Source organism: Streptomyces sp. NPDC006691 (assembly GCF_042869955.1).
In the GTDB taxonomy this organism is placed as follows: domain Bacteria; phylum Actinomycetota; class Actinomycetes; order Streptomycetales; family Streptomycetaceae; genus Streptomyces.
Genome location: NZ_JBIAGW010000011.1, coordinates 79,492 through 90,895, shown reverse-complemented (window position 1 = coordinate 90,895; position 11,404 = coordinate 79,492). Strand labels below are relative to the sequence as shown.

Genomic DNA, 11,404 nt, shown 5'->3' with positions numbered 1-11,404 from the left:
GCGATACCGCGATAGCGCGCGGACACAAACGCGCCAAAGGTCGAGTCTAACGGGGTGGGGGAACGCGGTTGTGCCCGTGGGCGGCTCGGGGGCGGTCTACTGGAGATACGCCGGAGCGCCGACGGGCAGGATAAATCGGAACTGGGCGCCGCCGCCGGGGCCGCGGCCCACGGTGATCGTGCCGCCGTGCGCCTCGACGATGCCCTTGACGATATACAGGCCGAGCCCGGTCCCGCCGCGCTTGCTCCCCCGCCAGAAGCGGGTGAAGACACGGCCCATCGACTCCTCGGGGATGCCGGGGCCTTCGTCGCTCACGGTGACCGCCGTTCCCTTCTCGTCGTGCTCGTCGATGCGGACGGGCGCTGGTGCCACCTCAATGGTGACGGTTCCCTCGCCGTGGCGCACCGCGTTTTCCAGCAGGTTGCCGAGCACCTGGTCGATCTTGTCCGGATCCGCCCACAGGTCGGGCAGCGGGCGCTGGATGCGGACCAGGAAGCGGTCGGGGGTCTGGCCGGAGGCGACGTGGGCCTGGAGGTGGCGGCCGACGGCGGCCGGGATGTCGACCGGCTGGCGGCGCACTTCGAGGCGCCCCGAGTCGATGCGCGAGATGTCGAGGAGCTCGGCGATGAGCCGGGTGACCCGGTTGGCGTCGGCGTCGACGGTCTCCAGCATCAGGCGCTTCTGGTCGTCCGTGAACCGCTCCCACTTCGCGAGCAGCGTCGCGGTGAAGCCCTTGACCGACGTCAGCGGCGAACGCAGCTCGTGGGCGACGGTGGCGATCAGCTCGGCGTGCGAACGCTCGGTGCGCCGCCGGGCCTCGGTGGAGCGCAGGCTGACCACGACCCGGCGGACCGGGCCGGTGGGGCGCTCGCGCACGTAACGGGCGGAGACCAGCACCTCGCGGCCGCCGGGCAGCAGCAGATTGCGTTCGGGCTGGCCGGCCCGGATGGCGAGGCCGCCGTAGGGGTCGGTGAGCTGCCACCAGCGGCGGCCCTTGAGGTCCTCCAGGGGCAGCGCCCGCTCCAGCGGGCGGCCGAGCGCCTCGTGCCGGGGGACCGCCGTGATCCGGACCGCGGCCGCGTTGAAGCAGATCACCCGGCCCTTGTCGTCGGCGACCACGATGCCGTCGGGCAGGTCGTCGGGGTCGAAGCCGAGGACATCAGGACCGCCGGACGGATACAGCGCGGTGCTGTTGCCGATGCCGCTCATGCCGACAGCCATCCCCGTATCCCACCTCTCCGAAGCGCTGAGTGGGCCCCCGAGCCCGCCACCCTACTAGTAGGAGGTGACGGAGCGGCACCCTCCGGCAGCACGCTGCGCACGGGCGGAGGCGTAGAGGCACACGGCGGCGGCGGTCGCGAGGTTGAGGCTCTCGGCCTTTCCGTGGATCGGCACGCGCACCACGGCGTCCGCGAGCGCGCGGGTCTCCTCGGGCAGGCCCCAGGCCTCGTTGCCGAAGATCCAAGCGGTCGGGCCGCCCATCGTCCCCGCGTCCAGCTCGGCGTCGAGGTCGTCCTCGCCGGCGCCGTCGGCCGCCAGGATGCGTACGCCCGCGTCCCGCAGGCCCTGGACGGCCTGCTCGACGGGGACGCCGACCGCGACCGGCAGATGGAACAGCGAACCGACCGACGCCCGAACGGACTTGGGGTTGTAGAGGTCGACGGAGGCGTCGGTGAGGACGACCGCGTCGGCACCCGCGGCGTCCGCGCAGCGCAGCACCGTGCCGGCGTTCCCGGGGTCGCGGACGTGCGCGAGCACGGCGACCAGCTTGGGCTCGGCCCCGAGGATCTCCTCGAACGGCGAGTCCAGGAAGCGGCAGACGCCGACCAGGCCCTGCGGGGTGACGGTCTGGGAGACCTCGGCGAGCACCTCGTCGTCGGCGTAGTGGACGCGGGCGCCCGCGTCCAGGGCGGCGGTCACGATGTCGGCGTAGCGCTCCGCGGCCTCGATGGTGGTGAACAGCTCGACGAGGGTGGGCTCACCGCCGCTGCGGTGCTCCACGGCCTCGCGGACGGCCTGCGGCCCCTCGGCGATGAACCGGCGTTCCTTGCCCCGGAAGTTGCGCCGGGCGAGCCGGCGGGCGGCGGCGACGCGCGGGGAACGCGGGGAGATCAGCTCGGGGGTGGGCATGTACTCGCGGTCTCTCTACGAGGGGTCGGGGGGCCTGGGGCGCGGCCCCGGGGAGGGGGTCCGGGGACATGGCCCCGGGACGACCCGTAACGCACCGGGACCCGCAGGCCAGCGGCCTGCGGGTCCGGTCCTGCTCGACAAGCCGTCGGGCGCTTACGCGGCCTTCGGGGCGTTGACGTCGCTCGGGAGGGCCTTCTGGGCCACCTCGACGAGCGCGGCGAACGCGTTGGCGTCGTTGACCGCGAGCTCGGCCAGGATCTTGCGGTCCACCTCGATGTTGGCGGCCTTCAGACCCTGGATGAGGCGGTTGTACGTCATGCCGTTCTGGCGGGCAGCGGCGTTGATGCGCTGGATCCACAGCTGACGGAAGTCGCCCTTGCGCTTCTTGCGGTCGTTGTAGTTGTAGACCAGCGAGTGGGTGACCTGCTCCTTGGCCTTGCGGTACAGGCGCGAACGCTGACCGCGGTAGCCGGAGGCCGCTTCGAGGATCGCCCGGCGCTTCTTGTGGGCGTTGACTGCCCGCTTGACGCGTGCCACTTGTTTAACTCCTTGTAGCGGGGCCGTGGTTGGACTCACACGGCCCGAAATCGAATGGGTCCCGGTCTCGACGTTCCGCCTCCGGAGCGCGGAGGCGGAGGAACGTCACTTGCCGAGAAGCTTCTTGATCTTCTTGGCGTCGGCCGGAGCCACGACGACCGTGCCCGTCAGCGAGCGGGTCTTCTTGGACGACTTGTGCTCAAGCAGGTGGCGCTTGCCGGCACGCTCACGGAGCACCTTGCCAGAGCCGGTGATCTTGAAGCGCTTGCTGGTACCGCTGTGCGACTTGTTCTTCGGCATAGCGCCGTTATCTCCTCGTCAGTGGCGCTCCCAGCCGGTCCGGGGACCGGCGCTCGGGAGCGTCATGTGTATCGGTTGACATCCGGAACGGGCTGTCCCGGAATCAGGCCTCGGCGGGTTCCTCGGCCGGCGCGGCCTCGGCGACGGGCGCCTCGGCAACCGCCTCGTCCTCGACGGACTCGTCCGCCTGGGCCGACTGACCCTGGCGCTCCGCCTTGCGGGCCGCCTGGGCCTCGCGGGCTTCGGCCATCGCCTCGGTCTTCTTCTTGTGCGGACCGAGAACCATGATCATGTTTCGGCCGTCCTGCTTCGGGCTGGACTCGACGAAGCCGAGCTCCTCCACGTCCGAAGCGAGGCGCTGGAGCAGTCGGTAGCCGAGCTCCGGCCGGGACTGCTCGCGACCACGGAACATGATCGTGATCTTGACCTTGTCGCCCTGCTTGAGGAACCGGACGACGTGACCCTTTTTGGTGTCGTAGTCGTGCGGGTCGATCTTCGGCCGGAGCTTCATCTCCTTGATGACCGTGTGCGCCTGGTTCTTGCGCGCCTCACGGGCCTTCATGGCCGACTCGTACTTGAACTTCCCGTAGTCCATGAGCTTGCACACGGGCGGACGGGCGGTCGCCGCGACCTCGACCAGGTCGAGGTCATACTCCTGGGCGAGCTCCAGGGCCTTGGCAAGCGGAACAATTCCGACCTGCTCGCCGCTGGGGCCGACAAGTCGCACCTCGGGAACGCGAATCCGGTCGTTGATGCGGGGCTCGGCGCTGATGGATCCTCCTCGGTAGCACCACACGACTGTCTGGCAGACAGCCGCGTACGTCTGGTGACGTGACCAACCGCCGCGAGGCACAAAAAATGCCCCGGACGGACACAGGCGGGGCTCCAAGAAAACCGGAACACCACCACGGTCTACCGCGGGGCGCACATCGGGCGGCTCCATCGTCCGTACGGAACGATGGTGGCCACCTGACCGGATGACCCGCCTCCCCGGAGGGCGGTCGGGTGGGAGATCGGAGCCTCCACTTGTGGGCCGGGCACACGTGCCTGGCCGGTCGTTACACAAGGTTAGCAGCAACCGGACGGGCGGGCTAATCGAGTGCGCGGGAGGAGGGCGTCCGGGCACCGCATATCGTGGGGGCATGAGTGAGACGCCCCCCAATCAGCCCGCAGACTTCGACACCATGGCCCGCGACATCGCGGAGGTCCCGGCGGTCGAGGTGATCGTGACGGTCGCCGTGAACCTGATGAGCGCCGCCGCCGTGAAGCTCGGTCTGACCGAGGAGGGCGACCAGTACAAGGACCTCGACGAGGCCCGCAAGCTGGTGCACGCCCTGGCCGGCCTGCTGGACGCCGGGGCCACCGAGATCTCGTCCTTCCACGCCGCCCCGCTGCGCGACGGCCTCAAGTCGCTCCAGCTCGCGTTCCGCGAGGCCTCGGTCGTGCCGGACGAGCCGGGCAAGGGCCCGGGCGAGAAGTACACGGGCGCCGTCTTCGGCTGAGCCTCCGCTCGCACCCCGCACGCCTTGCCCGTACGCGCCTGTACGACCCCGAGCGAGCCGCTCCTCCCCCTCAGCGGGTGAAGAGCGGCTCGTTCGGCTGTGGGGCCCCGGGCGGCAGCAGCGCCAGGTCCAGGCCCCGGACGAGCCGGGCCCGCAGGGTCTCGTCCGCGGCGATCAGCTCGGCCACCTCGCGGCCCGCGTCGGCCGGCGCCGCGCCGTCGGCGAGCACCAGGGCGAGCGTGCCGTCCGCGCTGCCGGGGCCGAGGTGGGCGCGCAGCACCGCGGGCACCGCGGCCACCGCCGAGCGCACCGCGTCGAGCACCGCGGGATCCTGGAGCGGGTCCGTGGTGCTGCGGCCCTCCGCGAGGGCGAGCAGGGCCGCGCCCTTCAGCTCGTACGCGACCGGGCCCGCCAGGTCGATGACGACGGTGTCCGCCTTCTCGTGCACGGCCGCCGCCAGGGCCTGGTGCAGCGGGACCGCGACCGGCCGGGCCGCCGGGTCCCACAGGGCCAGGGCCGCGATCGAGGTGAACGCGGGCAGTGCGGTGCGGTCGCCGGCCTTCAGGGTGGGAACGGCCATGTCGCTGGTCTTCTCGTGCTGGAGACCGTTCTCGTCGATCTCGCTCTCGCCCAGCACCGCGACCACGGGGACGAGCAGCCGCGCGGTGCGCAGCGCCGCGAGCACCCGGGGTTCGGCCGATCTGTCCCGCGCCCAGGCGGCCAGCGCCTCGGTCAGTTCGGGGGCGGCGGTGCCGTCGTCGTCGGAGAAGCCGGAATCCGGAATGTTCTTGAGCGCCACGCGACGAGCCTAACCGGGCCCGCTCCCGGGCCCGCCCACGGCCTCCCCGCTCAGAGCCACTCGCGCGGGGTCCTGACCCGGGTGGAGCGCCACAGGGCCACCCCGGCCCCGAGCAGCAGGACCCCGCCGCCCGCGGAGAGCGGGGCCAGCCAGTCGGCCGGGTCCTTGGCGGCGGCGGGCTTGTCCGGGCCGGCACCGAAGTACGTGCTGCCGTTCGCCGCGGACTGGGCGCGCAGGCCTGCGGGCTTGAGGCGGGCGGCGGCGGCCAGGGCGGCGGCCGGGTCGATCATTCCGTAGCCCCGGGCGTCGTCGCGGCCGCCGTCGGGGGCGTTGCGGGCGGTGTCCTCCAGGAGCTTCTTGATCTGCGCCGGGGTGAGGCCGTGGTTCACCGAGCGGACGAGGGCGACCGCGCCGGAGACGAACGCGGAGGCGGCGCTGGTGCCCCAGCCCTCGTAGTACTTGCGGTCCGGGTCCGCTATGACGACATCCACGCCGGGGGCGCTGACGGTGGCGTACCAGCGTCGGGTGGAGAAGGAGGCGTGGGTGCCGTTCTTGTCGACGGCGGCGACCGCTATGACACCGGGATAGGCGGCCGGGTAGGAGATGTGGTCGCCCTGGTCGCCGCCGTTGCCCGCGGAGGCCACCACGACCGCGCCCTTGCCGAGCGCGTACTGGATCGCCGCGTCCTCGGCGGGCTCGGGGTGGGCGGAGGCGCTGTCGTCGCCCAGCGAGAGGTTGATGACGTCGGCGCCGTTGTCGGCGGCCCAGCGGATGCCCGCGGCGAGCGCGCCGCCCTTGGTCTCGCGGGCCTGTTTGCGGGCCGGGTCGGTGGATTCCAGGATGACCCGCACCGGCAGGATCCTGGCCTCGGGCGCGATGCCGAGCACTCCGGCGCGGTCCCCGGCGCCATGGCCGTGGCCCGCGATGATGCCGGCCATCGCGGTGCCGTGCCGGGCCCAGTCGCGGCTGCCCGGCCCGGCGCCGAAGCCGACGAGGTCGTTGCCGGGCAGCACCTGTCCGGCGAGGTCGGGATGGCTGCCGTCGACACCGGTGTCCAGGACCGCGACGGTGATGCCCTTGCCCCGCGTCGTCTGCCACGCCTGCTCGGTGTGCATGGCGCCCAGCTCCCACTGGCGGTCCCGGATGCCGTCGGCGCGGGCCGGGGTGACGGAGACCAGCAGGGCGAGGAGCGCGGCCGTGGCGAGGGCGCCGGTGCGGCGCGGCCCGGTACGGGTCCTGCGGGGCGCGGCGGTGGCGGTCGGCGGCTCGGTCACGATGCGGGCTCCGGGCTTGCGGCGGCCTTCTTGCGCAGGCCGCGTTCGACGGTGTCGGCGACGCCCTTGGCGTCCTGGCCGAGGCCCGCCTCGGCCACCGGCCCGCTCGCGCCGTCGGCCGTGGCCCGCTCGGCGGACTGGGGGGCGTCGATGCGCCGGCCGTCGGCGAAGCCGGAGACGGCGGTGACGACCACGGGGGCGTCGGTGAGGACCCGCACCGTCCAGCTCGCGCGCTGCTTGTCGCCGAACGCGGCGGCGTCGGTCGCCCTGACCGGGTAGGCGCGCGGCATGAGATCGGAGCGCTCGGCGAGCTTCTCGGTGGTGAACCGGTTCGCCAGGGCGGTCATCGCGGCGGGCTCGGCCTGGGTGAACACGAGGCCGACGGTGATCACGCTGCTGGCGGTGGCGTCGGTGTAGGTGGCGCGCACCATACGGGCGCAGCCGACCGGTTCGAGGACCTTGAGCAGGAGGGGGTCGAGGGTGCCCGCGCAGCCGCTGTCCGGCGCGACCCCGACCCGGGTCCACTCGCGGTCGGCGCCCCCGGGTCCCGCGCCGGTGCCCCGGATGGTGGGCGGGAAGAGGGTGTCGACGGGCGTGCTGTGCCACAGGTCGCGGGCGGCGGTGAAGTTGCTGGGTGCGGCGGGTTCCGAGCCGCCGTCGAGCCAGGTGCCCGCGGCGGCCCCGCCGATGAGTCCGGCGCCGAGCACCACGCAGATCGCGGCGGCGGCCACCCGCCCGGGCCGCCGGGCCGGCACCGGCCTGAGCGGGCCCGGCTCGTCGGACAGCGGTTCCGGCGGGAGCAGCGGCTTCGGCGGCCCGACCGGCAGCGGAGGTATCTCCGGCGGCCGCGGGACGGAGGGCGCCGGCGGCAGGGGTGACGAGCGGGGCGGTATGGGGGCGTTCGGCAGGACGGGTCCCGGATCGACGAGGTCGAGCGCGGAGCGCAGCCGGGCCGCCGCGTCCCCCGGCGCGGGCTGCCGCGGGATGGGCGCGGACTTCGCCGCGGGCTCGGACTCCGGTGCGTGCGGCGGCCGTTGAGGGGTGCCCGGGGGTCGTGCGTCGGTGGTCATCCGCCCCCCTCGTGCCCCTCTTGCCGTCCAGCTCAGCCCGTTACCGCCAAGGCGTCACTCTACGGGTTGATCCTGTGCGGGTGCAGACCGGCCGGGCTCCTTCCACATCCGCACCCGCTCTCCCCTACCTTGTGGTAACCGGTTCTGGCAGGCTTCCGCCATGACACCCCGCGCCGCTGACCGCGCCCGGTACGACCGGGCGACCGCTCATCTCGACGCGCCCGTGGCGATCGTCGACCTGGAGGCGTTCGACGCCAACGCGGACGATCTGGTCCGCCGGGCGGCCGGCAAGCCGATCCGGGTCGCCAGCAAGTCGGTACGCTGCCGCGCCCTGCTGGAGCGGGTGCTGGCCCGCCCCGGGTTCGCCGGGATCATGTCGTTCACGCTCGCCGAGTCCCTGTGGCTGGCCCGGGCCGGGTTCGAGGACGTGCTGCTCGCCTATCCGTCCGCGGACCGGGCGGCCTTCGCCGAGCTGGCCTCGGACCCCAAACTGGCGGCGGCCGTCACCGTGATGGTGGACGACCCGGCGCAGCTCGATCTGGTGGACGCGGCCCGCGAGTCCCAGGACCTGGAGGTGCGGGTCTGTCTGGAACTGGACACCTCGCTCCAGCTGTTCGGCGGCCGGGTGCGCGTCGGCGCCCGCCGCTCCCCCTTGCGCACCCCGGCCCAACTCGCCGGTCTGGCCCGCTCGGTGGCCCGCCGCCCGGGGTTCCGTCTGGTGGGTCTGATGGCGTACGAGGGCCATGTGGCCGGGGTCGGGGACGCGGTGGCGGGACGCCCGGTGCGCTCGCGCGCGATCCGGCTGATGCAGTCGGCGGCCCGCAGGGAGCTGGCGGCGCGGCGGGCCGAGGTGGTGCGCGCGGTGCGGGCGGTCGCCCCGGACCTGGAGTTCGTCAACGGCGGCGGCACCGGCAGCGTGCAGCACACCGCGGCGGAGCCGGCGGTGACCGAGATCGCGGCGGGCTCGGGGCTCTATGTGCCGCGGCTCTTCGACAACTACACGTCGTTCAGCGGGCGTCCGGCGGCGCTGTTCGCCCAGCCCGTGGTGCGCCGGCCCGGTGTCGGCGTGGTGACCGTGCTCGGCGGCGGCTATCCGGCCTCCGGCGCACCGGGCGCGGACCGGCTGCCGGTGCCGTATCTCCCGGAGGGGCTGCGCTATGACGGGCAGGAGGGCGCGGGCGAGGTGCAGACGCCGCTGCTCGGCTCGGCCGCGGACGATCTCCTGATCGGCGACAAGGTGTGGTTCCGGCACGCCAAGGCGGGCGAACTGTGCGAGCGCTTCGAGGAGTTGCGGCTCGTCGAGGGCGACCGGGTGACGGCGACCGTACCGACCTACCGCGGCGAGGGCCGCACCTTCCTGTAGCTCAGGGCGCCCCCCTCCGGCTCGGGGCGACTTCTCCCGGCTCGGGGCGACTCGCCCGGCCCGGGCCGGACAGCTCACGGCGGACAGCTCACGGCGACGGCGGGGCCAGGCTGGTGCCGACCCCGCCGTTCTGTCCGCCGCCGATGGGCGCGATGCCCCGGGTGACGGTGTCGATCAGGGCGAGCGGCGGCCCGTCCGGGCCCGCGTCGAAGGCGAAGCGGGCGATGACCATGGACTGGCTGCCCACCGTGGAGGGGAAGGCGAGCGACTCGACGCAACCGCCGGGCCCGGCGCCGGTCCTGACCTGCCAGCGCACCAGGTATCCGGTGCGCCCGTTGACCACCACGGGGCCGGACTTCACCTCCCGGTGCGAGGTGAGGCCGTTGTAGGGGCGGGAGCCGACCGGGTCGTGGTCGTAGGCGTCGTTGGCGGCGTCGGTGATGTCGTGCTTGGCGACGGCCTCGGCGGTCGTGAGGTCGGTCATGGTGGCCGTCGACGTGGTGACCGTGCCGTGATGGCAGAAACCGGCGTCACCGGGGCAGTCGTAGGTGTCCTTCGTCGCCATGGTGACGAGCCCGGACACCGGGTCGTCGGTCTTCTCCCAGCCGTCGGGGATGGGCAGCGTGATGCCGTTGAGCTGGTCGACGAGGGTGTGCGGATCACTAGAAGGCGCCGAACTCGGCTTGCTGGAGGGCGAGTTGACCACAGTCGACGCCGTGGGGCCCTGGTCGGCGGCCGGGGCCGACGACGCGCTGCCGTCGTGCCCGAGGAGGACGACCGCGCCGGTGACCGCGGCCACCAGCACCACGGCCGCCGCGCCGATCATCAGCGGGCGCCGCCGCCGGCCGGGCGGCGCGACGACCACGGTGACGGGCTCCGGCGGCCCGAAGACCTGCCCGCCCGGCGCCCTGGTGTGGGCGGTCCAGGCGGTGCCGTCCCACCAGCGTTCGGTGCCGGGCACTCCCGGGTCCGGGTACCAGCCGGGCGGCGTCGTCGTGGTCATGCGCCCACCCTAGGACGTGTGTTCAGCCGGCGTACACCGAGTCCCGCTGGTCCGGGACGACCGAGCCGTCGGCGCGGCGCACGGGGGCCGGGGTTCCGTCGTGCTCGGTGTAGCCGGTGCTGGCGCAGGGGTAGGGTGCCGCCTTCTGCCCCTTGGGCTCGATGAACATGGGGTTCACGATCCAGCGGCCGTCGCTGTCGTCGTACGCCCGGCACATCAGCTCGTTCTTGTTGCGGTTCAGGACGAGCCGCAGCCCGGTCGCGTCCCGGAGGAAGGACACATCGGTGTCGGAGTCACCGGCCGCGAACACCTGGCGCCTCTCGGCCGGCTGCACCTTCTCGGCCGCGGCGCCGCGCACCCCGAAGATCTCCTGGTTGATCCAGCAGCGCTTGCCGTCGATGTACGTGATCATCGAGTCGTCGCCGTCCTTGGCCGAGCCGCAGCCCTTGAGGTGCGAGGTGATGCGGCCGTGCTCGGTGGTGGAGCGGATGCCGATGGCGTGGTCCGGGTCGACGCCGGCGCCGCGCGCCCATACGTCGACGACGGGCTCGGGCGAGGCCGAGGTGATCCAGACGTCGAAGCCGGCCTTCTGGAGCGTGCGGATCAGATCGCGCTGCTGGTCGTAGTAGCGCACCCAGGCCGTCGCCCGGGTGTTGCTGCCCACCGTCTGGACGGCGTCGGCGGGCGCCTTGAGGTTCTCGGCGCGGGCCGCGCTCGCGAAGGCCTTGACCTGGGCGGGGGTCCAGCCGTGCAGGAGCTGGGCGAGCCAGGCGTACGAGGGCTCGATGGTGCGGCGGTCGTAGCCGGCGAAGGCGGGGGCGCCCTTGCCGGTGGTGCCCCCGCCGTAGACCGCGAGGATCTCGTCCGCGCAGGCGGTGTCGGTGGCGGTCGGCAGCGTCGTGGACCGGCCCGAAGGGCAGGCGGATGCAAGGGACTTGGCCGCGGCGTCGGTCAGATAGCGGCTGGTGGTGTGCCAGTCGCCGCGCACGGGGCGCTGGATCTTGGCGTTGCGCAGCAGCCAGTACATGGTGGCGTCGCCCACGTCGTTCTTGACGACGGTGTTGTCCCAGTCGAAGACGGCGACCGGCTTCTTGCCGTGCCGCGCGCCCGCGCCGCACCGGCCGTAGCTGTCGATCAGATCCTGGATCCGGTCCTGGTTGTCACCGAACCAGCCTGCGGAGACGGTCAGTTGGGGGCAGCGGGCCGGGTGCGCCTCGGCGGGCTGGGCGGCGACCAGGCCGGCGGCGGCCATGGAAAGGGCCGCGGCGAGGACCGGAAGGCGCCGGACGGCGGGGGACTTGGACACGCTGGAGGACTCCTGTCGTCGGGACGATCATCGCGGACGTTAGACAGGACAGCCGGGCGTCGTGCGACGCCCGGCTGCCGGGTGCGTGGCCCCCGGGTGAACAGCGGGGGTTGGCGGGGT

Annotated in this window: 12 protein-coding genes; 2 read left to right on the top strand and 10 right to left on the bottom strand. The window is 73.2% G+C overall.

Annotated elements, in window-relative coordinates:
- Positions 1-96 precede the first annotated feature (96 nt).
- The 5 genes from ACFYNP_RS23620 to infC all read right to left on the bottom strand — a co-directional run bounded on the left by ACFYNP_RS23620 (position 97) and on the right by infC (position 3,763).
- Positions 97-1,221 carry an ATP-binding protein gene (locus ACFYNP_RS23620; RefSeq protein ID WP_388411434.1) on the bottom strand — a complete coding sequence of 375 codons (1,125 nt, stop codon included), beginning with the start codon at positions 1,219-1,221 and terminating at the stop codon, positions 97-99.
- Between the two features lie 54 nt (positions 1,222-1,275).
- Positions 1,276-2,130, bottom strand: coding sequence for a TrmH family RNA methyltransferase (locus ACFYNP_RS23615; RefSeq protein WP_388411431.1), 855 nt, complete (start codon positions 2,128-2,130; stop codon positions 1,276-1,278).
- A gap of 153 nt (positions 2,131-2,283) precedes the next feature.
- Positions 2,284-2,667, bottom strand: coding sequence for a 50S ribosomal protein L20 (gene rplT, locus ACFYNP_RS23610; RefSeq protein ID WP_003970214.1), 384 nt, complete (start codon positions 2,665-2,667; stop codon positions 2,284-2,286).
- A gap of 105 nt (positions 2,668-2,772) precedes the next feature.
- Entirely contained in the window at positions 2,773-2,967 is a 195-nt protein-coding gene (gene rpmI / locus ACFYNP_RS23605; protein ID WP_100577122.1) for a 50S ribosomal protein L35, read from the bottom strand.
- 103 nt (positions 2,968-3,070) lie between these two features.
- Entirely contained in the window at positions 3,071-3,763 is a 693-nt protein-coding gene (infC, locus tag ACFYNP_RS23600) for a translation initiation factor IF-3 (RefSeq protein ID WP_167154753.1), read from the bottom strand.
- A gap of 346 nt (positions 3,764-4,109) precedes the next feature.
- Here infC and ACFYNP_RS23595 point away from each other — a divergent pair, with 346 nt between their 5' ends.
- Positions 4,110-4,469 (top strand): DUF1844 domain-containing protein, encoded by a 360-nt coding sequence (locus tag ACFYNP_RS23595; protein WP_100577120.1) that lies wholly within the window; start codon positions 4,110-4,112, stop codon positions 4,467-4,469.
- 70 nt (positions 4,470-4,539) lie between these two features.
- Here the strand turns inward: ACFYNP_RS23595 and ACFYNP_RS23590 are convergent, their stop codons facing one another.
- Genes ACFYNP_RS23590 through ACFYNP_RS23580 form a run of 3 tightly spaced genes read right to left on the bottom strand, consistent with a single transcriptional unit; the run spans position 4,540 to position 7,612 of the window.
- Complete coding sequence (locus ACFYNP_RS23590) at positions 4,540-5,268, bottom strand: SseB family protein (protein ID WP_388787875.1); 729 nt, start codon at positions 5,266-5,268, stop codon at positions 4,540-4,542.
- Positions 5,269-5,318: 50 nt separating this feature from the next.
- Positions 5,319-6,542, bottom strand: coding sequence for a type VII secretion-associated serine protease mycosin (gene mycP / locus ACFYNP_RS23585; RefSeq protein WP_388787873.1), 1,224 nt, complete (start codon positions 6,540-6,542; stop codon positions 5,319-5,321).
- A complete protein-coding gene (locus ACFYNP_RS23580; RefSeq protein WP_388787870.1) occupies positions 6,539-7,612 on the bottom strand; it encodes a hypothetical protein in 1,074 nt (357 codons plus the stop codon). The genes mycP and ACFYNP_RS23580 overlap by 4 nt, the downstream gene beginning before the upstream one ends.
- A 160-nt stretch (positions 7,613-7,772) precedes the next feature.
- On the opposite strand from ACFYNP_RS23580, the gene ACFYNP_RS23575 reads away from it, so the two are divergent.
- The gene (locus ACFYNP_RS23575; protein WP_388411418.1) at positions 7,773-8,975 is read left to right on the top strand and encodes an amino acid deaminase/aldolase; all 1,203 of its coding nucleotides are present in this window, start codon (positions 7,773-7,775) and stop codon (positions 8,973-8,975) included.
- An 88-nt stretch (positions 8,976-9,063) separates the two neighbouring features.
- Here ACFYNP_RS23575 and ACFYNP_RS23570 read toward each other — a convergent pair whose 3' ends face one another.
- Together ACFYNP_RS23570 and ACFYNP_RS23565 are read right to left on the bottom strand one after the other, a co-directional pair.
- On the bottom strand, positions 9,064-9,978 hold the full coding sequence (locus ACFYNP_RS23570; protein ID WP_388411417.1) for a DUF2510 domain-containing protein: 915 nt from the start codon (positions 9,976-9,978) through the stop codon (positions 9,064-9,066).
- 22 nt (positions 9,979-10,000) lie between these two features.
- Positions 10,001-11,284, bottom strand: coding sequence for a haloacid dehalogenase-like hydrolase (locus tag ACFYNP_RS23565; protein WP_388787867.1), 1,284 nt, complete (start codon positions 11,282-11,284; stop codon positions 10,001-10,003).
- Between the last annotated feature and the right edge of the window lie 120 nt (positions 11,285-11,404).

Coding starts and splice junctions, on each gene's coding strand:
- ACFYNP_RS23580 (WP_388787870.1), bottom strand. CDS start 7,612: ATGACCACCGACGCACGACCCCCGGGCACCCCTCAACGGCCGCCGCAC.
- rpmI (WP_100577122.1), bottom strand. CDS start 2,967: ATGCCGAAGAACAAGTCGCACAGCGGTACCAGCAAGCGCTTCAAGATC.
- ACFYNP_RS23620 (WP_388411434.1), bottom strand. CDS start 1,221: ATGGCTGTCGGCATGAGCGGCATCGGCAACAGCACCGCGCTGTATCCG.
- ACFYNP_RS23615 (WP_388411431.1), bottom strand. CDS start 2,130: ATGCCCACCCCCGAGCTGATCTCCCCGCGTTCCCCGCGCGTCGCCGCC.
- ACFYNP_RS23570 (WP_388411417.1), bottom strand. CDS start 9,978: ATGACCACGACGACGCCGCCCGGCTGGTACCCGGACCCGGGAGTGCCC.
- ACFYNP_RS23575 (WP_388411418.1), top strand. CDS start 7,773: ATGACACCCCGCGCCGCTGACCGCGCCCGGTACGACCGGGCGACCGCT.
- ACFYNP_RS23595 (WP_100577120.1), top strand. CDS start 4,110: ATGAGTGAGACGCCCCCCAATCAGCCCGCAGACTTCGACACCATGGCC.